Source organism: Novosphingobium sp. ES2-1 (genome assembly GCF_015169775.1).
Classification (GTDB): domain Bacteria; phylum Pseudomonadota; class Alphaproteobacteria; order Sphingomonadales; family Sphingomonadaceae; genus Novosphingobium; species Novosphingobium subterraneum.
Genome location: NZ_CP063446.1, coordinates 590483 through 612301, shown reverse-complemented (window position 1 = coordinate 612301; position 21819 = coordinate 590483). Strand labels below are relative to the sequence as shown.

Below are 21819 nucleotides of genomic sequence, written 5' to 3'. Positions count from 1 at the left end.
GGAACGCGACGCTGTTAGTCTGCCCCTGAACAAGGATAAGAGAGGACCGACTGCCATGGCGACAATCGCACCGGAAGCCAGAGATGCCGCCATCTCCGATGGCGCGCTGTCCATGGGCCATCTTGCCCTGCATTACGGCAAACCCGACGACGGCCCACTCGCCTCGCGCCTGCTCCAGATCGCCGGACTCAAGGAAACCCAGGTCCTCCCGCTTCCCGGCGGCAATTTCTACCGCTTCGTGGTGTCCGGCAGCCACTTCGCGCGGGGCGACGGTATCGTCTACCTCTCCTGCCTGCCCGAACCGCAGCAGCAGTTGATCGCCGCGATCCACGCAGCGCTGCGCGTCGGCAGCGATGACGAGCACGAGGCGGTCAAGGCGTACCGCGCGATGATGGCGCAGGATTTCGAAGCCAGCTTCCACTTCGGCTTCCTCGTCGGATCGCTCGAGGAACTGGAACGGATGGTCCTGATCCTGCAGGATCTCAACGCGAACGATCCCGCCTTCCGGGGCCGCCTCAACATCGGCATGAACCGCGCCCGCCGTGGCGATGATGCCATCGACGCCCGGCTCGATGCTTCCCCCGTATTCGGCAAGGCCACCCGCTACGCCTATGGCGCGGCCGGCGTGCAGGTTTTCGTCGAGACTGACCTGATGTGCGCAGGCCAACTCGGCGAGAGCATGGTTCTCGAATTCGATTACGTCTTTCCGGACAGGCACAGCCACATCCTCTCGGTCGTCGAACTCTGACCGGCTCCGCCGCCGCATGGAGCGCCTCGAATTCGACTTCGTGATCGTCGGCGGCGGGGTAGCCGGATGCATCCTTGCCAATCGCCTGTCCGCCGATCCCAAATGCAAGGTCGCGCTGCTCGAAGCAGGCGGCAAGGACACGAGCCCGCTGATCGCCGCGCCGGGCGGCCTTCTCCCGATCATGATGTCGGGCGCCCATGCCTGGCGCTACATGTCCGCACCGCAGGCCCACCTCGATGGCCGAATGCTCTACAGCCCGCGGGGCAAGGTTCTCGGCGGCGGCTCCTCGATCAACGGCATGGCCTACGATCGCGGCTTCCATTCGGACTATGACCGCTGGGCCCAGGCCGGCAATCGCGGCTGGTCCTTCGCCGAGGTCCTGCCCTATTTCCGCAAGCTCGAAAGCTTCGGCCCGGTGCAGAACGAATGGCACGGCATTGATGGCCCGATCCAGGTCACAAGGGCCGCACAGAATCATCCCTTCGCCCAGGCCTTCCTGAAAGCCGGAGCGCAGGCCGGCTACCCCCTGACGAGCGATCTCAACGGCGCAACACGCGACGGCTTCGGCGCGGTCGACCTTACCGTGGGCAAAGGCCGACGCTCCAGCGCTTCATCGGCCTACCTGCGGCCTGTCCTCAAGCGCCGCAACCTTACCGTGCTGACCGCAGCGCAGGCCCGCCGCATCACTTTCGACGGCCCCCGCGCCACCGGCGTGATATTTCGCAGGCGAGGCACTGACACTCTCGCGACAGCCGCCCGCGAAGTCATCCTTTCCGCAGGCGCGATCAACACGCCGCAACTGCTGATGCTATCGGGCGTCGGCCCCGCCGCGCATCTGGCCGAGCACGGCATCCCCCTGATTCACGACCTGCCCGGCGTCGGCCAGGACCTGCAGGACCACCTCGCGGCGCACGTCAAGTTCCGCTCGACAAAGCCGTGGTCGATGCTGCGCTTCCTCAATCCTGTGCGCGGCGCCCTTGCCATGGCGCAGTACCTCGCCTTCCGGACAGGCCCTCTGGCAGACCCGGGCATGTCGGTCGCCTGCATGGTCCGCTCCGACCCGGCGCTGGACGAGCCTGACATCAAGATGCTGCTGGTTTCGGCCCTGTTCGGGCAGAATGGACGCAAGATGGTGCCGATGCATGGCTTCTATGCCCACATCAACGTCGCCCGCCCGGAATCGCGCGGGCGCGTCACGCTTGCCAGTGCCGATCCCGATGCGCCCCCGGTGATCGACCAGAACTACAATGCGACGGAGAACGACCGCCGCGTCATGCGCGAAGGCATACGCATCGCCCGCCGCGTCTTTGCCCAAAGCGCGTTCGACGAGATGCGTGGGCAGGAACTCGCACCGGGTCCGCACGTCCAGTCCGACGAGGAGATCGACGCCTATATCCGCGCCCATGCCGAGGCCGATTACCACTCCACCAGCACCGCGCGGATGGGCTCGGATCCCATGGCCGTGGTGGACGATACCCTGCGTGTCCACGGCCTGCAGTCGCTGCGCGTGGTCGATGCCTCGATCATGCCGCACCTGCCCGGCGGCAACACTGCCATCCCCGTCGCGATGATCGCCGAAAAGGCCGCCGACATGATCCTTGGGAAAGCCTGAAAGATGAAAACCAGAGCCATGGTCTGCCACGCCCCCGGCACCCCGCTGGTCGAGGAACTGCTCGATCTCGCCCCGCCCGGACCCGGCGATGTGCTGATCGAAATCATGGCGAGCGGATTGTGCCACACCGACCTCAGCCAGATCGAAGGCAAGGCCGCGCCCTATCCCTTCCCGGTCGTCGTCGGCCACGAAGGCGCCGGCATCGTCCGCGAAGTCGGCGCGGCGGTCACGTCGGTCAAGGTCGGCGACCATGTCATTCCCGTCGGCATCGGCGAATGCGGCTCTTGCGGCAACTGCCGCTCGGGCAGGACCAACCTGTGCGAGGCGTTCCTCGGCGACATTGCCCTCCAGCCCAGCCCGTTCTCGCTCGATGGCCAGCCGGTCTCCGCCTATTCCGGCGTCGGCAGCCTCGCGCAGTTCATCGTCACGGCAGAGCGCAACGTCGCGGTGATCCGCAATGATGTACCCTTCCACCTCGCCTGCACCGCAGGATGCTGCGTGGCTACCGGCGTCGGCGCAGTCATGCACACCGCCCATGTCGAAAACGGTGCGACCGTCGCCGTCTTCGGCCTCGGCGGCATCGGCCTGAATGTCGTGCAGGGTGCGCGTCTTGCGGGTGCCGCGCGGATCATCGGCGTCGACATCAATCCCTTGCGCCACGAACAGGGCAAGCGCTTCGGCCTGACGGACTTCATCGACGCGCGGACGAGCGATCCCGTCACCGCAATCCAGGCGCTGACCCAAGGCGGGGTGGACTACGCGTTCGAGTGTGCGGGCAATGTCAGGCTGATGGCCCAGGCCTTCGAATCGACGCGCATCGGCTGGGGCTGCACCGTCGTCCTCGGCGTGCCGCCCGATGGGCAGGCGATGGAACTGGTCCCGTTCCAGCTTCAGCTCGGGCGGCGGGTGCAAGGCTCGTTCATGGGCAACGTCAAGGGCCGCAGTGAACTGCCCGGCCTGCTCGATCATTTCGCAGCCGGTCGCCTCAACCTGGCCGATCTCGTCACCCATCGCCTGCCGATGAGCGAGGTCAACGCGGGGTTCGATCTGATGCGGCGCGGGGAGTCGCTGCGAACGGTGGTTTCGTTCTGATTTGTGTTTGCATTATCAGGGGCGTGGTGACAAAACATCGCCAATTGCGAACCAAACTGCTCCTATAATTACGCATGGGGCAAATTGGTCCTAGTGAGAGGCTAGTCTACGATGGCAACCACCGCCACCCCCGTCGCCGACCGGGTGTTTGACCGCGAAACCCTGCTGTCTGCTGCGTGCGAACGCACCGGCCTGTCGGATTTCGGCGATACCTGGTTCTTCGAACCGATGGACCATTACATCGCCGCCGCCAATGCCGAGGGCAAGCTGACGGAGGCGGGTTTTGCCGGGCAGACCGAAGCGATCGTCAAAGGCCTCGCCAGCCGCCTGCGCATGGTCGAGGACATCAAGCGCCATCCCGAAATCCTCGATGAGGACGTGGAAGTCGCCGCGATCATCCTTGGCCTGCCGCGCACCGGCAGCACGATCTTCCATCGCCTGCTCGCCAGCGCCCCGGGCATGACCGCGATCCGATGGTACGAGGCGCAGAACTACGCCCCCCTGCCCGTTGACGAACCCGGCAATCCGAAGGCCCGCCGCGCCTATGCCGAAGCGATGATCGAAGGCTGGCTCAACCTCTCGCCCGAACTCGCCTCGATCCACCCGCTCGATCCCGATGCGCCGGACGAGGAGATCATCATCCTCGGCCAGCTGTTCATCACCACCATGGTCGAGGCGATGACCTTCATCCCCTCGTTCGCGAAGTGGCTCAACGATTACGACCAGTCCAAGGGTTACGAGGACCTCAAGACGATCCTGAAATACCTGCAGTGGCAGGACCCGACGCGGCGCGGCAAGAAGTGGGTCCTGAAAAGCCCGCAGAACCTGCCCTATACCGATGTCATCGCCAATGCTTTCCCCAAGGCGGTGCTGGTGATGACCCACCGCGATCCGCTGGAAGTCGTGCCAAGCTACGTCAGCATGGAGGCCGCGCTCTACAAGCTGAACTCGGTCCATTCGGACGAAGCCGTGGGCGCGTTCTGGTTTCCTCGCCTTGCCGAATGGATGCACCGCTTCGAGCAGGCACGCGCCCGCATCGGCGAAGACCGCTTCATCGACATCGATTACCGCGAGGTGGCAAAGGAGCCCCTCAAGCAGGCGCAGCGCGTCCTGTCCCACATCGGCATTCCGCTGGACGACAAGATCGAGGCCGCGCTCACCGAGTTCATGGCCGGCAACAAGCGCGAACAGCGCCCGATGCACGACTACTCGCTCGAACGCTTCGGCCTGAACGAGGCTGACGTGCGCGAAGCCTTCGCCTCCTACCGGGCGCGCTACATCGGCTGAACCACCAGCGAAACAATGTTCGCTAAATGTTTCCCCGGGGAAACACGAGGAGAGAGTGCATGACCACGCAGGCAGACTTGCTGATAAAGGGCGGCCTGATCGTCGATGGCAGCGGCGCGGAGCCGCATGTCGGCGACGTCGCCGTGCGCGGTGATGCCATCGTCCACGTCGGCGGCACTTTCACCGGCACCGCCAGCGAAACAATCGACGCTTCGGGACACATCGTCACCCCCGGCTTCGTCGATATCCACACCCATTACGACGGGCAGGCGATCTGGTCCGATACGCTTTCGCCCAGTTCATCGCATGGCGTGACCACGGCGGTGCTGGGCAATTGCGGGGTCGGCTTTGCGCCATGCCGAAAGGCGGACCATGAAGCGCTGATCCGGCTGATGGAGGGCGTCGAGGACATTCCCGACGTGGTCATGGCCGAAGGCCTGCCCTGGGACTGGGAGACATTCCCCGAATACCTCGACGCGCTCGCCCGCCGTCCGCGCGACATCGACGTCGCCTGCCTCCTTCCGCACAGCCCATTGCGCGTGTGGGTCATGGGCGAACGGGCCATCGCCCGCGAGGCCGCGACCGAAGATGATCTCGCCCGGATGCGGACGATAGCGCGCGAGGCGATGGACGCCGGGGCCATCGGCTTTGCCACCTCGCGGCTGAACATCCACCGCACCAAGGCGGGCGACCTGATCCCGACCTTCGGCGCAGACACGCACGAACTCATCGCCATCACCGGCGCGCTGGCCGAGGCAGGTACGGGCGTGTTCCAGGCCGTGCTCGATGCGCCGTTCGAGACTTGGGAAAGCGAGATGGCGCGGCTGATCGCCGTCACCCGCGCTTCGGGCCGCCCGTCCACCTTCACGCTCGGCCTCGTCAACCATGGCCGCCGCAACTGGGAAGACGCGCTGACGTTGGTCGATCAGGCGCGGGCCGAAGGGCTGGAGATCTGGCCGCAGGTCCTGCCGCGCCCGATCGGCATGGTCTCCGGCTGGGCGCTTTCGACCCATCCGTTCTGCCTGTGCCCGTCCTATCAGCCGCTCGCCAACCTCCCGCTCGAACAGCAGCTGCCGCGCCTGCGCGATCCGGCATTCCGGGCGCAACTGATCGGCGAGATGCCGCAGGAGGGCCACCCGCTGGCCATGCTCACCCGCATCTGGGACTGGATGTTCCCGTTCGGTGATCCCCCGCAGTACGAACCATCGGTTAGCAACAGCATCGGCGCCCTGGCCCGCGCGCAGGGGCGCACGCCCGAGGAAGTGGCCTACGACGTGCTGATGGTGCGCGATGGCACCGGCATGATCCTCAACACGCTGGGCAACTTCCACGAAGGCAGGCTCGATGCGCTGCTCGGCCTGATGCGGCGCGAGGATACCGTGACCGGCCTTGGCGATGGCGGCGCGCACTATTCGGCGATCTGCGATGCCAGCTACCCCACCTTCGTGCTGACCTGGTGGGTGCGCGACCGCGACGGCGAACGCATGGGTCTGGCCGAGGCGGTGAAGATGCTGTCGTCGCGCCCGGCGCGGGTCGTCGGCCTTGAGGACCGCGGCCTGCTGCGCACCGGCTACAAGGCCGATCTCAATGTGATCGACATCGACCGGCTGACCCTGCACGCGCCGGTAGTACGCCACGATCTGCCGGGCGGCGGGCGCAGGCTTGATCAGGCGGCGAGCGGCTATCGCGCCACCGTGGTCAGCGGGCAGGTGATCCGCCGTGATGACCAGCCGACCGCACTGCGGCCCGGCCAAGTGGTGCGCGGCATGCAGAAGGCGCGCGCAGGAGAAGTGCTGGCGGAGCGCCCCTAACCTGCCGCAACGGCCCGGTTCAGGACCGAGGGGTCTCGCCGGCAGCGCCAGAGAAGCTGGCAATGAACGTGCGCAGCAGTCCCTTCTGGATGGCCATGGCTTCAGGATCGGTTGCCTGCCGCCCGGACAAGCTTTCAATCAGGGGCGAGGCCCAGAAGAAGCCGAACAGCATGTTGAAGATCGCCACGATCTGCATCGCGAGGCTGTCATCCGATGAGGGCTGGCCCGCCTTCTCGTTCATTTTGCGGCCATAGCCGACCATCCGTGCCAGCCAGTCGAGTCCGATCGGGTCCGGCTCGCTGTCGGACGAAATCGCGGCGCGGATCAGGAGCCGGGCGATGTTGGGATGCTGCGCCAGCAGATCGGTCATGCGATCGGTCAGGTCGGCGAAGTCGGCATCGGGGCGCGCCAGCACTTCGTCCATCAGATCGGTCATCGGCTTGAGCGCGCGCTCATAGACCTGTCGGTAGAGTTCGTCCTTGCCGGTGAAATGCTTGTAGAGGCCCGGCTGCTGCAGACCGACCTTGGCGGCGATGTCGCGCAAGGAGGTGGCGCCATGGCCGTGCTGCGCAAACAATTCCTCGGCAGCATCGAGAATGCGGTTGGCGGTGCGCTGCCCCTTGGTGAGAGCGCCGGATGCTGCGGGCGCGTGAATATCGGAGTTTCCATCCATCGCCCCTCCATAGCGGAGTTCGCCTGAAGTCGCTTGCCAAAAAAGTTATCGATCTATAACTTCTGTCGGGAAAGCCATGAAGGCGCGAATCCCAGACAGGAGACAGTGATGCTCGATGAAGCCCGCAGGCAGTACCTTTCCGACATTCTCAAGCCCGCCTCGCCCCCGCGCGAGATCAGCAATCCGTTCACGGAAGCGCAGAAGCGGCTGATGCTGGATGTGGTCCACGATCAGGGGCCGTGGAAGCTGATCATCGCCCAGCACTTCCCCACCGTGGAATCGCTGATCGCGACGTTCGCCGGCGGTTTCCCCGAGGGCTTTACCCCCACGCTCGACATGTTCCTGACGCCGACGTTCCGGGGTTACCTCGCCAACTATTCCACGCCGCTTTACCCCGAACTGCATGATGTCTTCTACAACGAGGCGTTCCTGAACCACGCCAAATCCTACTGGGGCGCGCAGTACGCCAAGCCGCAGATGATGCTGTTCAATGTCAACGGGCCTTGCGGCAACACCGACCCCGGCCACCTCGATTCCCCAAGCTTTCGCGGCGTGCGGCACGAGAATTCGCCCACCTGGCTGTGCTCGATCATGGGCCGGTCCGGCTTGTTCCAGGATTACCTGATCAAGATGGCGCAGGTGATCACCTGGTTCAGCCATGATCCGGAAAGCGGCTTTACCTATTGGCCCAACGGGCCGCTGGGCAAGCCCGCGCGGGTGCAATCGCCGATCTACAACCGCGCCGTCGTCGTGCAGAACGAGATGCTGGTGCACCGGGGCGAGGCGAACGGACCCGTCGAGCGGCGGCGGCCCGAGGGCCTAGGCTTCGACAGCGTGTTCACCGGCGATCCGGCTGACCGCGATGGCTGGCTGGTGAAGACGGGCGAGCAGGTGATCGAGCGCTATCACACCGACGACCTGCGGTTCCTCGTCCACTGGTCGGCCGAAGTGTTCAGCGACTATGCCGAACTCAAGAAGAACATGGACGGCAGCGACAACCTGACCCACGAGCAGGCGATCGACAGGCTGATCAAGGACGTCCGTTCGCGCGGCATCGAGATCGCAACGCCGAGCGATCCGCTGAACGATCCGGTGTTCATCGCCGCACTGAATGCTGCCTACGACTACGGCGGTCCGGCAGAGTATCCCGCCGAAGCGCCGGTCGATGCGCCTTATGGCATGGCAGCCTGAGCCGGGCGGCAAACACAGGAAAGGGCCGCGTTCATTGCGATCGCGGCCCTTCGTTTGTCCTGCCCCAGTCGGCCGGACGCTTACTTCAGCTTGGCGAGATCGGCGTCAATCTGGGCAAGGCGTTCGTCGGTGACGTCGTCGGGCGCGTAGGTCTGCACGGCCTTCAGCGTCATCGAGCGGGCCATTTCGATCTGCTCGTTGCTGGTCATGCCGGGGATGTACTTGTCGATGATCGCCTTGGCAGCGGGATCATCGAGCAGGGTGCCGATGTCGGTTTCGGCGGTGCTGTACTTGGGCTTGGCGGCAGGCGCGGCAGCTTCGGGCCTGGCCGGTTCGGCAGCGCTGGCCGAGGCGGAAAGCGCGGCAGCGGCCAAGGCGACGATAAGGGCAGTGCGGATCATGGGCATCCTCTCAGAAGACGACATGCGAGTCGTTCGCCCGAGCATTAATGCACACGGGTGTTCGAATATCAAGCCTACCAGGCGCTGGTGCCCCAAAGGATCAGATCGACCGCGCGTTGTGCGAAGACTTGCAGGTCCTCGTCCCTGGCCGCCAGTCCGCTCTGCAGTTGAGCCCCGCTGATTGCGGCGACCAGCAGACGCGCCACGGCATGAGCATCGCGCAGGTTGCGCCTGTCACGCGCAGCCGCTTCCTCGATGTCGCGGGCGATCAGGCCGACGATGTAATCGTTGCCCCGCCGCTGCATGACTTCGGAAAGCTCGGGAAAGCGTTCCTGGACCGACAGCAGGAGACGCTGCAGGGCAAGAACGTCCGGCCTTCCCAGCCATGTGGCAATGATCTTGGCGTGATGGCGCAGGCGCTGTTCGATATTGTCGGTAAGCGATGCGTCCTGCAACGAGGCTTCCGCCGACCAGTCAGCGATCGACTGTTCGATGACCGCCTTGAACAGCGCTTCCTTCGAGGGATAGCGGGCATAGAGCGTGCCCTTGGAAACGCGCGCGGTTTCGGCCACCTGCTTCATGCCGACAGCATCGAACCCGTGGACAAGGAACATCGTGCGCGCGGTGTCGACAATGGCGCGATCGATCGAGGTGACCTGATCAGCCGTCGGCCGGCCGCGCACCGGTTGATGCGGCGCGGGCGTAGCCTTCCTTGCTGCGGGACCGCGGGTTTTCTTGGGGCTGGCGTCCATCGCGGTGCCTTGTTCCACAGCAGCAGAGCCCGCGCAAGCGGTGTCGCATAATCGAACCAGCGTGATCTATTACTTGACTCGAAGGCGAGCTTCGTGAAGTCTGCCGGCCTGAAAGCACGGGGCGGGTGATGCCCCGCCGGATCACCTGAGGACCCTGAAATGAAGCCTGCCGCGCGCCTGTCCTGCTCTGCTGCAATGCTTGCACTCGGCTGTGTCCAGTCACAGGCCAACCCTGTGCAAGCTTCCCGGGATACCGCCGAGGCGCGCGCCGAGCAGGCGCTTTCGCAGATGACGCTAGAGGAGAAGATCCAGCTGCTTCACGGCACGATGCCGCTGTTCATTCCCGTGCCCAAGCGCGCGCCGGGCATGCCGGTTGGCGCAGGCGTCATTGCCGGGATCGAGCGCCTGGGCATCCCGCCCCAGTATGCCACGGACGCCAGCCTTGGTGTTTCCAACATCATGGACATGCGCAAGGGCGATGTTGCCACGGCCCTGCCTTCCGGCCTGTCGCTCGCCTCCACCTGGAACCCGGCGCTGGTGCGCGAGGGCGGGCGGATGATCGGATCGGAAGCCGTGGCCAAGGGCTTCAACGTGATGCTGGCAGGCGGCGTCAATCTGGTGCGTGACCCGCGAGCCGGGCGCAATTTCGAGTATCTTGGCGAAGATCCGCTGCTCGGCGGCGTGCTGGCCGGGGCGCAGATCGAGGGCGTGCAGGCGAACGGCATCATCGCCACGATCAAGCACTTCGCGCTCAACAACCAGGAGATCGGGCGCTCGTCGGCCTCGGTCGAGATGGACGAGGCGGCCATGCGCGAGAGCGACCTGCTGGCCTTCCAGATCGGCATGGAGCGCGGCAATCCGGGCTCGGTCATGTGCTCGTACAACAAGGTTGGCGGCACATATGCCTGCGAAAACCGCTTCCTGCTGACCGACGTGCTGCGGCGTGACTGGGGCTTCAAGGGCTATGTCATGTCGGACTGGGGCGCGGTCCATTCGGCCGAGGCGCTGCTGGCCGGGCTCGATCAGCAATCGGGCGAGATGCTTGACCGCAAGCGCTGGTTCTCCACCGAACTGAAGCCGAAGCTGGCTGACGGCAGCATTCCGATCCCGGCAGTCGACACGGCGGCCAAGCGCATCCTCTGGGCGATCTATGCCAAGGGCGTGGACAAGACCGTGATCGCGCCCAGGGCCATCGATTATGCCCGCAATGGGGAAGTTGCGCTGCAGGCCGCACGCGAAGGCACGGTGCTGCTGCGCAACGAGGGCGGCATCCTGCCGCTGGCGGCTTCGGTCCGCTCCATTGTGGTGATCGGCGGCAAGGCCGATCTTGGCGTGCCATCGGGCGGGGGATCGAGCCAGGTCGTGCCGGTCGGCGGGTTCCGCGCGGTGGAGAAGATCGAGAGCGGGCCTGCCGCCACCTTCGCCCGCCGTGCGTGGGGCGGCACGCCGCCGCTTGAGGCGCTGCGCCGCACATTTGGCAAGGCGCAAGTGACGTTCGTTGACGGCAGCGATGCGAAAGTGGCAGCAGACGCGGCCCAGGCCGCCGATGTCGCCGTGGTCTTCGCCACGAAGTTCGCGACCGAAGCCGAGGACCAGCCTGACCTGGCGCTCGATGGCCGGCAGGATGCGCTGATCGATGCCGTGGCCAGCGCCAATCCGCGCACGGTGGTGGTGCTGGAGACCGGCAACCCGGTGACGATGCCCTGGCTGGCCAAGGTGCCGGCGGTGCTCGCCGCGTGGTATCCCGGCCAGCGCGGCGGCGATGCGATTGCCGAAATTCTTGCGGGCAAGACCAATCCCTCGGGTCGCCTGCCGGTGACCTTCCCGGTAAGTGTGGACCAGTTGCCCAATTCCGTCCTGCCCGGATCGGACCTTCCGCCGCCGTCCAAGGAGGACAAGGCCACCTATGGGCTGCAGACCAACAGCCCGCCGTTCACGATCACTTATCCCGAGGGCGCCGACGCCGGCTATCGCTGGTTCGACCGCAAGGGCGAGAAGCCGCTGTTCGCGTTCGGCCACGGCCTGTCCTACACGACGTTCCGCTATTCGGCGCTCAGGGCCAAGGGCGGGCGCACGGTCAGCGTCAGCTTCACCGTTACCAATTCCGGCGCGCGCGAAGGGCCCGACGTGCCACAGGTCTATGTCACGCTGCCCGGCAAGGCGCGGCGCCTGATCGGGTGGGACAAGCCGGTGCTGAAGCCGGGGGAATGCCGGACAGTGACGATCACGGCCGACCCGCGCCTGCTCGCCAGTTTTGACGTGGCCCGCCAGCGCTGGGTTGTGAAGCCGGGCAGAGTGAAGATCGAGGTGGCCCGCTCTGCCGGTGACCCGGTGCTGGCCACGCAGGTTTCACTGGCCGCGCAGACGATCAAGCCCTGATGCCAAGAGCAAAGATACCGGGAGAAAGACGATGAAGGTCAACCGGCGCGAAGCCATTGCCTTGGGCATTGCCGGCGGCGGCGCAACCGCGCTCCCGCTGCGGGCGCTAGCCGCAGCTGAACCGGCACAGGTCGAAGGCCTGCGTGTGTGCGGTCTGGAAAGCCCGCTGGCGCTGGGCGATGCACCACCGAGGTTTTCGTGGAAGCTGGGCGGCGCGGAACGGGCAGGCCAGGTCGCTTACCGGATCAGCGTGGCGCGCAGTCCGGACGACCTCGCTGCTGGCCGCAACCTGGTCTGGGACAGCGGGCGCGTGGCAGGCACTTCGGCGGTCGACATCGCCTATGGCGGGCCGGCCCTGCCCTCGCGCAGCCGGGTGTGGTGGCAGGTGGAAAGCTGGACCAGGGGCAGCCGCACGCCGCTGCGCAGCAAGCCCGCAATGTGGGAAACCGGCCTTGCCCCGGCAGACTGGCAGGCCAAATGGATCGCCAGCGAAACGCTGGTCGCCAAGGCCGATCGCGAAGCCGGGCTGCACTGGCTTTCAGGGCCGGACAAGCAGAACGTGGGCCAGACCCGCGCCTTCCGCTGGACCTTTGACCATCCCGGCGGTGCGGCAGAATTCTGCGCCACGCTGCACGAATTGACCGGCGTGTGGATCAATGGCGAACCCGCGCCCGCGCCGCGCGATGGCCCAGCGCGTCACACCGAGATGGCAGTCTGGCCGATCATCCTGAAGAAGGGCCGAAATGTCATCGCCATCGAAGGGCGGCGCGTCGGCAGCTTTGGCCAGCCGCCTTGCGTGGCGGCGGCCTTGCTGCGCCATGGCGAGGGATTGATCCAGCGGATGACTTCGGCCAGTCCTGGCTGGAAAACCGTGGTGGCGGCGCCCCCCGGCTGGCATCTGCCCGCGTTCGATGACACGGCATGGCCCGCAGCCGAACGCGCGAAGGGCAGCCTCCCCATTGGCGAGCCCTGGCCGCTCACGCCTGCCAGCCGCCTGCGCCATGGCTTCACCATCGACAGGCCAATCCGCGCCGCGCGCCTCCATGCCGCGGCACTGGGCATCTACCAGCCATGGATCAACGGCGCGCCCTTGGCCGACCGCAAGCTGGCACCCGAATTTACCGATCCTTCGAAGCGGGTGCTTTACCAGACTTATGACGTCACCGCGCTGCTCAAGCCCGGTGCCAACATGCTGGGCATGGTGGTCGGCGATGGCTGGTACGGTTCGCGCTTCAGCACTTCGGCCCGCTTTGCCTTCGGGCCTGCGCCATGCCGCATGCTGTGCCAGCTCGAGATCGAGCATGACGACGGTTCGCGCACCGTGATCGGCAGTGGCGATGGCTGGGAGATCGCAGACTCGGCCGTGCTCGAACATTCGCTGTACGATGGAGAGATCCACGATGCGCGGGGTGAACAGCCCGGCTGGGCTGGCGTCGGCGGCGCTACTGCAGGGTGGCGTCCGGCCAGTGTGGTGGCTGCTCCCGCGATCCCGGTTCAACCACAGCGCTGCCCGCCGATCCGCATTCGCGAGACGCTGCAACCGAAGAGCGTCAAGCGCCTGGGGCCTGGGCATTATCAGCTCGACTACGGACAGAACTTTGCCGGCTTCCCGCGCCTGACCGTGAGTGCCCCTGCCGGCACGCGCATCGAGATGCGCTTTGCCGAGATCCTCAAGGCCGACGGCACGATCGACCAGGCCAACCTGCGCACTGCCAAGGCGCGCGACATCTACATTGCCGCCGGGCGCGGGCGCGAGGTCTATGAGCCGCGCTTTACCTATCACGGCTATCGCCATGTCGAGATCATGGGTGTGCCCGATGATCAGACGGCGTGGAACCTTGAAGGTCTGGTGGCGCATCAGGACCTGCCACTGACCGCCGAGTTGCGCGTCGGCGATCCGGTGATCCAGCAGTTCTGGCGCAATTCGGTGTGGAGCCAGAAGGCCAACTTCTATGGCCTGCCGACCGACTGCCCGCAGCGCGACGAGCGGCTGGGCTGGATGGGCGATGCCGCCGTGTTCTGGCCAGCCGCCGCGTGGAACATGGACGTTGCCGCCTTCACCGCCCGCGTGATGGAGGACGCGCGCGTCTCGCAAAGCGCCAAGGGCGCCTTCCCCGACTGCATCCCGCCGTTCGTGCCGACGATGAAGCTGTCCTCGCCGGGCTGGGCCGATGCCGGCGTGATCCTGCCGCACACCTCGTGGATGCAGAACGGCGATACCGGCGTGATCCGCGCCAACTGGCAGGCGATGGAAGCCTACATGGCGTGGATCGAGGCGGCCAACCCTGACCATGTCTGGCGCAAGCAGCGCGGCGCGGACTATGGCGACTGGCTCTCGGTCGATGCGCCGACGGCCAACCCGGGCGCGGCGACCACGCCCAGGGACCTGCTCTCCACCGCCTATTGGGCGCAGGATGCGACGATGATGGCGGCGATGGCCGGGGCGATCGGCAACGCAGAGGCTGCCGCAAAGTATCGCAGCCTGTTCGAGGCGATCCGCAGCGCATTCAACACCGCCTTCGTCGTCGAAGGGAAGGTTGGTAATGGCAGCCAGACCGGCAACGTCGTGGCGATCCGCTTCGGCCTGCTTTCGCCCGAAGCCATGCGCGCAGCGGGCGCGGCGCTGGCGGCGGACATTGCGCGGCGCGGCAACCACCTGTCCACCGGCTTCCTCGGCACGCCGCACATCCTCGATGCGCTGGTCATGGCCGGGCAGGAGGCAACTGCGATCACCCTGCTCACCCAGCGCAGCTATCCGTCATGGGGCTATATGGTGGAGCAGGGCGCGACGAGCATGTGGGAACGCTGGAACAGCGACCAGGGCGATGCCAGCATGAACAGCCGCAATCATTATGCCTTCGGCGCAATCGGCGATTTCCTGTTTCGCCGCATCGCCGGCATCGCGCCTGCGACGCCCGGCTTCGGCAAGGTCCGCATTGCGCCGATCATGAGCGAAGTGCTGGGCACTGGCGGCGCGACCTACCACAGCGTGCGCGGCACGATCCGCACCGACTGGACGGCCAAGGGCGGCAGGTTCCGGCTCGATGTAGAGCTTCCCGGCGGCGTGGAGGGTGAGGTCGTGCTGCCCGGCGGCCGCAAGGCCAGCGCTGTGGCGGGGCCGAACCGGTTTTCGGGCAGGCTCTGAGGTGGATCAGGCGAAGACGCTTTGCCTGATCCAGTCCACGCTTGTCACGGTCGACGCGAGTCGGCTTTGCCCCAGCACTTGCGACCAGTAGCCCTCCGAACCATCTGCGAGGCGCCATTCGTGCAGGCGGCGGGTGAGGAGCTGGAGGTCGTATTCCTCGCTGATGCCAATGGCGCCGTGAACCGCATGAGCAGTGGCAGCGATGCGCGGGGCGGCCGACGAGGTGGCGATCTTGGCCGTCGCCGCGGCGGCGAGCGGCACGTTCAGACCATGCGAAGCGCCAAGCTGCGCGGCGATGCGGCAGGCGATCATGTCCTCGGCCATCAGCGCCAGCATCTGCTGCAGCGACTGCTGGCGGCCGATCGGCTTGCCGAACTGCACCCGCTCGGATGCATAGGCGGTGGTCACGTCGCACAGGCGGGCGGCGGCACCGGCGATCAGCGCAGCGCGCAGCACGGCGGCAATGGCGCGCAGGCCGGATGCAGGGCGGGGCAGACTCCTGCCTTCGGGCTTGCCGGAAATGCGTGCAGCCAATGAATTGGTAACGCCGGTCGGCGCGGGCGAAAGCTGCGCCATGTCGCACAGCACCAGCGCATCACCGCAATCGACCAGCGCCGCTTGCGCCACCAGTCCGCACGGCACCGGCTGCGCCAGCGAGGTGACAAGCACAACCGACCCATCGGGCGCAGCAATCCCGCTTTTGGCCAACAGCGCGCGGGCGACCATGGTTTCGGCCACGGGCAGTGGCACGGCGCGGGCCCCAAGCGCCTCGATCAGCGGTTCGATATCGGCAAGAGTCAGGCCCGCGCCGCCGTGTTCATCGGCAACCAGCGCATCGAGGAAGCCTGACCCTGCGATCTCTCTCCACAGAGCGTCGGCAGAGCCACCGTGTTCGATGGCACGGACCACTGCCGGGCTCGCTGCCGCATCGAGCATGCGGACGAAAGGTTCGAGCAGTTCGTTGATGTCCATCTGTTTCTCTCCCCTCACCGCAGGCCCATGCCGCGCGCGATGATCCCGCGCAGGATCTCGCGCGTGCCGCCGCGCAGGCTGAAGCTCGGCGCGATGTGCGTGACGTAGAGCAGCGTGCGATACAGCTCCTCGCTCACCGCCTCATCCGGGTTCGCGGCGAGATCGTCGCCGATCACCACCGGCAATTCCTGTTCGAAGCCAGTGCCGCGATCCTTGACGATGCTCGCTTCGACCACCGGGCTTTCCCCCGCCACCAATCGCGCCGTGCAGGCAATCGACATGGCGCGCAGCGTGGCAAGCTCGGCAGTCAGCCGCCCGACCAGCGCGGCGCAATCGCTGCGGCCCACCGCCTGCAGGTGCCGTATCCACGCATCCAAAAGCACGGCGCTGGAATAGATGCGTTCCGGCCCGGAGCGTTCGAACGCCAGTTCGGCGAAGACCTGCTTCCAGCCCTCACCCTCTGCCCCCACCAGCGCATCCTCGCCGAGTTCGACGTTTTCGAAGAACACTTCGGCAAAGTGCGCATCGCCCGTAAGATCGACGATGGGCCGTACCATGACGCCGGGCGCCTTCAGGTCGATGATCAATTGCGATAGTCCCGCCTGCCGGTCCGCCGAAGTGCCGGAAGTGCGGACCAGCGCGATCATGTAGTCCGAATGCATGGCATTGGTGGTCCAGATCTTCTGGCCGTTGACCACCCAGCCCCCGCCGCTGCGATTGTCGCTGCGCTCGGCCCGCGTGCGCACGCTGGCAAGGTCCGAGCCCGAGCCCGGCTCGCTCATGCCGATGCAGAACAGCTGTTCGCCCCGGCAGATCGCGGGAATGTGCTTGCGGCGCTGCGCCTCGGTGCCGAAGTTCAGGAGCAGTGGCGCGCTCTGCCGGTCGGCGATCCAGTGCGCGGCGACCGGTGCTCCGGCGCAGAGCAATTCCTCGACCACCACGAAGCGCGCAAATGGGCCCTTGCCGTGGCCACCGTATTCCTTGGGCAGCGTGAGGCCGAGGAAACCCGCCTCCCCCAGTGCGCGGCTGAATTCCGCGCTGAAGCCCTGCCACGACCGCGCGCGGCGATCCATCGGGATGCCGGCAATGTGCTGTTCAATGAAGGTGCGGATGGCAGGCCGCAGCGCTTCGTCTTCGGGTGGCAACTGGGCAAGCGTCAGGGTATCGAACACGGAAAGGCGGCTCCTGTCCCGGGCGGCGCATCATGGCGCCGCTCTCAAGGGCAAAGCGATGCGCCCGGAGGCACTCTGCATCAAATATTTATTTTGCCGGGTTCGATAGTGATTGCATATCAGGCGTTCTCACAGGCCAGGGCAGTGCGCACGAAATTCCGTGCCAGCACAGATGGCTCGTCGGCCCGCGCAATGCCCATCGCGATCGGCACCGGGTCTGACAGGGTGACGATGCGCACCCCCTCCCCGGCAAAGCGCGCGCTGCGGCCGGGGATCAGCGCCACGCCAAGCCCGGCTTCGACAAGGCTGAGGATGGTCTGCACCTGCACCGCCTCCTGCGCGACGCGCGGGGTGAACCCGGCACGATGGCAGGCGAGCCGGATCGTGGCATGGAGCACGCTGACCGGGCTGTAGATGATGAAGCTGCGATCAGCCAAGGCGCCAAGATCAAGTGTCTTGCGCCGCGCCAGCACGTCGCTGGCAGGCAGCACCGCAACCAGCTCATCGGTCTCGATCACGTCGATAGCCACGGGCGCGGAGTCCATCACCGGCAGGCGCACCAGCCCCACGTCCAGGCGGCGCGCAGCAATGGCCCGGACGATCTCGACGCTGTTCATCTCCTCCAGCGCGAGCTCGACCTCCGGGTAGGCGTGGCGAAAGGGGGAGACGATGCGCGGCAGCAATTCTCCGATGGCCGAGCCGATGAAGCCGATCGACAGACGGCCACGCAGGCCCGCCGCGCCCTGGCGCACGGCCTCCCGCACTTTCTCGGCCGCCGCCAGAGCCTCGCGCGCCGGGGCAACCGCGGCAAGGCCTGCCGTCGTCAAGCGCACGCCACGCGGATCGCGCTCGAACAGGGCGACGCCGAGGTCTTCCTCAAGCTTGCGAATGGCGACCGTCAGCGGTGGCTGCGAGATGTGCAGGCGCTCTGCCGCGCGATGGAAGTTCAGCGTTTCGGCAAGGGCGTTGAAATAGCGCAGCTGGCGCAAGTCCACGATACATACTCACTATCGAATGTGGAAAATTCAATATTAGCCCGAAAGGACGGGGTAGCCTAGCTGTTTCAGCCAACCAAAAGCCCATGGAGAGCGCGCGATGTCCGAAACCCCCTTCCTGCTGGTCGAACGCGATGGCCCTGTCGTCATCGCCACGCTCAATCGCCCGGACACCCGCAACGCCATTTCGGAAACCGCGCACAGCGAGGAGATCGCCCAGTTCTGTGCAGACGTGACCCGCGATCCTTCGGTGCGTGCGGTAGTGCTGACCGGGGCGGGCAAGGCCTTCTGCGCAGGCGGCAATGTCAAGCACATGGCCGAGAAAACCGGCATGTTCGGCGGATCGCCCTTCTCGATCCGCAACCAGTATCGCACCGGCATCCAGTTGATCCCGACGGCGCTTTACGATCTGGAAGTGCCGGTCGTTGCCGCTGTCAACGGCCCGGCGATCGGGGCGGGCCTCGACCTCGCCTGCATGACCGATATCCGCATCGCTTCGGACAAGGCTCTGTTCGCGGAAAGCTTCGTAAAGCTCGGCATCGTGCCGGGAGATGGCGGGGCGTGGCTGCTGCCACGCGTGATCGGCATGGCCCGCGCCAGCCTGATGACGCTGACCGGCGACACCATCGACGCCGCCAAGGCACTGGAGTACGGCCTGGTCAGCGAAGTCGTGGCGCCTGACCGGCTCCTGCCGCGTGCCCTCGAAGTCGCCCACTCGATCGCCGCCAACCCCGGCCATGCCACCCGCATGGCCAAGCGCCTGCTGCGCGAAGGGCAGGACATGAAGCTGGCCCCGCTGCTCGAGCTTTCGGCCGCTTACCAGGCGCTGGCCCATCACACCCATGACCACCACGAGGCAGTCAGTGCCTTCCTCGAAAAGCGCAAGCCGGAGTTGAAGGGCGAGTGAGCGAACCGCAGGTTGCCGGCCCGCTTGCCGGGATTACCGTCCTCGATCTTTCGCGCGTGCTGGCAGGGCCGTGGTGTTCACAGGTTCTGGGCGACCTTGGCGCCGACGTGATCAAGGTCGAACAGCCGGGACAGGGCGACGACACGCGCAAGTGGGGGCCACCGTTCCTTGACGACGGCAGCCGCGATGCCGCCTATTATCTCTGCGCCAACCGCAACAAGCGCTCGGTCGCGATCGACATGGCCGAGCCTGCAGGCGCCGAACTGATCCGCCGGTTTGCCGTGCGGGCCGACGTGGTGATCGAGAACTTCCGCGTCGGCGGCCTTGCCAAGTACGGGCTCGATTATGAGTCCCTGCGCGAGGTCAAGCCGGACCTGATCTACCTTTCGATCACCGGCTTCGGCCAGACCGGCCCCTTGCGCAACAACGGGGGATACGACTTCCTCGTCCAGGGCATGAGCGGCCTGATGAGCGTGACCGGCCTGCCCGATGGCGAGCCGGGCGGCGGGCCGATGAAGGTCGGCATCCCGATCAGTGACCTGACGACCGGGCTCTACGCCGCAATTTCGGTGCTGGCGGCATTGAACCACCGCCATGCCACCGGCGAGGGCCAGCGGATCGACCTTGCCCTGCTCGATACGCAAGTGGCGCTGCTCGCCAATCAGGCGTCGAACTGGATGAACGGCGGCATGGTGCCGCGCCGCATGGGCAACCAGCACCCCAATACCGTGCCCTATCAGGACTTTGCCTGTTCGGACGGCAGCGTGCTCGTCGCACTCGGCAATGATCGGCAGTTCCGCGCCTTCACCGCGCTGATCGGCCTGCCTGACCTCGCTGACGACGAGCGCTTTGCGATCAGCGCGGGCCGTAGCGTCAACCGCGATGCCCTGCTCGCGCAATTGCGCCCGGCCATCGCCCGGTGGAAATCGGCTGAACTGATCGCGGCGATGGAAGCGGCGGGGCTGCCCGGCGGCAAGGTGAACGAGATTCCCGAAGTGCTCGACCACCCGCAGATCGAAGCGCGCGGCCTGGTGCACGAAATGGCGCGATCCGACGGGACGCCGGTCAAGGTGCTTGGCTTCCCGGCCCGGCTTTCGGCCTCGCCCGCAACATATCGCCACGCCCCGCCACGCTCGGGCGAAGATACCGTCGCCGTGCTCAGCGAAAGACTGGGGCTCGACAAGGACGAGATCGAACGCCTGCTGGCGGCTGGCGTGATTGCGGAGACATTGTGATGCAGGGTGCAAACTACATCGACGGTCGCTGGGTGGACGGCGCAACGCCGTTCACCACGCAGAATCCGTCCGACCTTGATGAGTCCGTGGGCAGCTATACCAAGGTTGGCGAGGCCGAAGTGCGCGAGGCCATGGCGGCGGCGCGCCGGGCGCAACCGGCATGGGCCGCGTTCAACATGCAGGCGCGGGCCGATATCCTCTACCGCATTGCCGAACTGCTGAAGGCGCGCGCGCCCGAGATCGGCAAGCTGCTCAGCCGCGAGGAAGGCAAGACCCTGCCCGAAGGCATAGGCGAGGCCCTGCGCGCCGCACAGTGCTTCCAGGCCGCGGCCGGCGACGTGATCCGCGCGCAGGGCGAATGGTACAATTCGATGCGCGATGGCTTCAACGTGCTGGTCACGCGCGAACCGCTAGGCGTCATCGCCGCGATCACCCCGTGGAACTTCCCGATCGCGCTCCCTTCATGGAAGATCGCAGGCGCGCTCGCCTATGGCAATGCGGTGGTGCTCAAGCCCAGCAGCTTCGTACCCGGCTGCGCGGTGATGCTGGCGCAGATCATCGAAGACGCGGGCGTTCCGGCGGGCGTGTTCAACCTCGTCATGGGTGATGGCCGCGCTACCGGCAACGTGATGATCGACGAGGCCGATGGCCTGACCTTCACCGGCGGCACCGCGACGGGCCGCGCCGTGCTGACCCGCGCCGCCGAGACGATGACCAAGTGTCAGCTCGAACTCGGCGGCAAGAATGCGCTGGTCGTGCTCGATGATGCCGACCTCGATCTCGCGGTGGAAATCGCCAGCAACGGCGCCTGGATCCAGACCGGGCAGCGCTGCACCGGGACCGAGCGCCTGATCGTGACGCGAGGCATCCACGATGTCTTTGTCGAGCGCATGGCCAAGGTGGCGGGCAGTTACCGCGTCGGCCACGCGCTCGATCCCGAGACCCAGATCGGCCCGGTCGCCAACGTTCAGCAGTTCAACGAGAACCTGCAGTTCGTGATCGATGCGCAGGCCGAAGGCGCGGAGCTTGCCGCAGGTGGCGGTGCCGTGGAAGCGCGCACGCGGGGCCTCTACATGGCCCCGACGCTGCTGACCGGCACCAGGGCCGAATGGCGCTGCAACCAGCACGAATCCTTCGGGCCGATTGCTTCGGTGATCAAGGTCGAGGACCTCGACGAGGCGATCCACGCTGCCAATGCCTGCGAATACAAGCTGTCATCCGGCATCGCCACGACCAGCCTCAAGAGTGCGGAACGCTTCCGCAAGGCGTCGAAGGCCGGCATGGTCATGGTAAACGCGCCGACGGCGGGCCTCGAATACCACGTGCCGCTCGGCGGGCGTTCGCCCTCTGGCTACGGCGCGCGCGAGACCGGCTCCACGGCCGCGGAATTCTTCACCGAGAGCAAGACCAGCTACATCAATCACGGCGCCGTCTGAGCGCTGTCGGA

At 66.2% G+C, this 21819-nt stretch carries 17 protein-coding genes; 11 read left to right on the top strand and 6 right to left on the bottom strand.

All coding sequences use genetic code 11. From position 1 onward, the window contains the following. Window positions 1–55 precede the first annotated feature (55 nt). The 5 genes from IM701_RS18060 to IM701_RS18040 all read left to right on the top strand — a co-directional run bounded on the left by IM701_RS18060 (window position 56) and on the right by IM701_RS18040 (window position 6550). Window positions 56–748 carry a hypothetical protein gene (locus IM701_RS18060; RefSeq protein WP_193828659.1) on the top strand — a complete coding sequence of 231 codons (693 nt, stop codon included), beginning with the start codon at window positions 56–58 and terminating at the stop codon, window positions 746–748. 16 nt (window positions 749–764) lie between these two features. Further along, on the top strand, window positions 765–2360 hold the full coding sequence (locus IM701_RS18055) for a GMC family oxidoreductase (RefSeq protein WP_193828658.1): 1596 nt from the start codon (window positions 765–767) through the stop codon (window positions 2358–2360). A gap of 3 nt (window positions 2361–2363) precedes the next feature. Continuing rightward, window positions 2364–3452, top strand: a complete 1089-nt coding sequence (locus IM701_RS18050) for a zinc-binding dehydrogenase (protein WP_193828657.1) — start codon at window positions 2364–2366, stop codon at window positions 3450–3452. 111 nt (window positions 3453–3563) lie between these two features. Beyond that, window positions 3564–4739: a sulfotransferase gene (locus tag IM701_RS18045; RefSeq protein ID WP_193828656.1), complete on the top strand. Its 1176-nt coding sequence runs from the start codon at window positions 3564–3566 to the stop codon at window positions 4737–4739. A 59-nt stretch (window positions 4740–4798) separates the two neighbouring features. Further along, window positions 4799–6550: an amidohydrolase family protein gene (locus IM701_RS18040; RefSeq protein ID WP_193828655.1), complete on the top strand. Its 1752-nt coding sequence runs from the start codon at window positions 4799–4801 to the stop codon at window positions 6548–6550. 19 nt (window positions 6551–6569) lie between these two features. Here the strand turns inward: IM701_RS18040 and IM701_RS22175 are convergent, their stop codons facing one another. Further along, window positions 6570–7223: a TetR/AcrR family transcriptional regulator gene (locus IM701_RS22175; protein WP_193828654.1), complete on the bottom strand. Its 654-nt coding sequence runs from the start codon at window positions 7221–7223 to the stop codon at window positions 6570–6572. 108 nt (window positions 7224–7331) lie between these two features. Here IM701_RS22175 and IM701_RS18030 point away from each other — a divergent pair, with 108 nt between their 5' ends. Next, entirely contained in the window at window positions 7332–8414 is a 1083-nt protein-coding gene (locus tag IM701_RS18030; RefSeq protein ID WP_062343325.1) for a hypothetical protein, read from the top strand. Window positions 8415–8494: 80 nt separating this feature from the next. Here IM701_RS18030 and IM701_RS18025 read toward each other — a convergent pair whose 3' ends face one another. After that, window positions 8495–8815 carry a hypothetical protein gene (locus tag IM701_RS18025; protein WP_369820994.1) on the bottom strand — a complete coding sequence of 107 codons (321 nt, stop codon included), beginning with the start codon at window positions 8813–8815 and terminating at the stop codon, window positions 8495–8497. Between the two features lie 74 nt (window positions 8816–8889). Further along, window positions 8890–9567, bottom strand: coding sequence for a TetR/AcrR family transcriptional regulator (locus IM701_RS18020; RefSeq protein ID WP_193828653.1), 678 nt, complete (start codon window positions 9565–9567; stop codon window positions 8890–8892). A gap of 159 nt (window positions 9568–9726) precedes the next feature. Here IM701_RS18020 and IM701_RS18015 point away from each other — a divergent pair, with 159 nt between their 5' ends. Next, the gene (locus tag IM701_RS18015) at window positions 9727–11946 is read left to right on the top strand and encodes a glycoside hydrolase family 3 C-terminal domain-containing protein (RefSeq protein WP_230487906.1); all 2220 of its coding nucleotides are present in this window, start codon (window positions 9727–9729) and stop codon (window positions 11944–11946) included. A 31-nt stretch (window positions 11947–11977) separates the two neighbouring features. Next, on the top strand, window positions 11978–15091 hold the full coding sequence (locus tag IM701_RS18010) for an alpha-L-rhamnosidase (RefSeq protein WP_193828652.1): 3114 nt from the start codon (window positions 11978–11980) through the stop codon (window positions 15089–15091). 6 nt (window positions 15092–15097) lie between these two features. Here IM701_RS18010 and IM701_RS18005 read toward each other — a convergent pair whose 3' ends face one another. The 3 genes from IM701_RS18005 to IM701_RS17995 all read right to left on the bottom strand — a co-directional run bounded on the left by IM701_RS18005 (window position 15098) and on the right by IM701_RS17995 (window position 18230). Further along, a complete protein-coding gene (locus tag IM701_RS18005; protein ID WP_193828651.1) occupies window positions 15098–16063 on the bottom strand; it encodes an acyl-CoA dehydrogenase family protein in 966 nt (321 codons plus the stop codon). A gap of 14 nt (window positions 16064–16077) precedes the next feature. Next, window positions 16078–17235, bottom strand: a complete 1158-nt coding sequence (locus IM701_RS18000) for an acyl-CoA dehydrogenase family protein (RefSeq protein ID WP_193828650.1) — start codon at window positions 17233–17235, stop codon at window positions 16078–16080. A gap of 119 nt (window positions 17236–17354) precedes the next feature. After that, the gene (locus IM701_RS17995) at window positions 17355–18230 is read right to left on the bottom strand and encodes a LysR family transcriptional regulator (protein ID WP_039334498.1); all 876 of its coding nucleotides are present in this window, start codon (window positions 18228–18230) and stop codon (window positions 17355–17357) included. Between the two features lie 100 nt (window positions 18231–18330). Between IM701_RS17995 and IM701_RS17990 the strand changes: the two genes are divergently transcribed. The 3 genes from IM701_RS17990 to IM701_RS17980 are packed head-to-tail and all read left to right on the top strand — an operon-like array spanning window position 18331 to window position 21808. Further along, complete coding sequence (locus tag IM701_RS17990) at window positions 18331–19137, top strand: crotonase/enoyl-CoA hydratase family protein (protein ID WP_193828649.1); 807 nt, start codon at window positions 18331–18333, stop codon at window positions 19135–19137. Continuing rightward, window positions 19134–20372 (top strand): CaiB/BaiF CoA-transferase family protein, encoded by a 1239-nt coding sequence (locus IM701_RS17985; protein WP_193828648.1) that lies wholly within the window; start codon window positions 19134–19136, stop codon window positions 20370–20372. Before IM701_RS17990 ends, IM701_RS17985 begins: the two co-directional genes overlap by 4 nt. Beyond that, a complete protein-coding gene (locus IM701_RS17980; protein ID WP_193828647.1) occupies window positions 20372–21808 on the top strand; it encodes an aldehyde dehydrogenase family protein in 1437 nt (478 codons plus the stop codon). The genes IM701_RS17985 and IM701_RS17980 overlap by 1 nt, the downstream gene beginning before the upstream one ends. The last annotated feature ends 11 nt before the right edge of the window (window positions 21809–21819 follow it).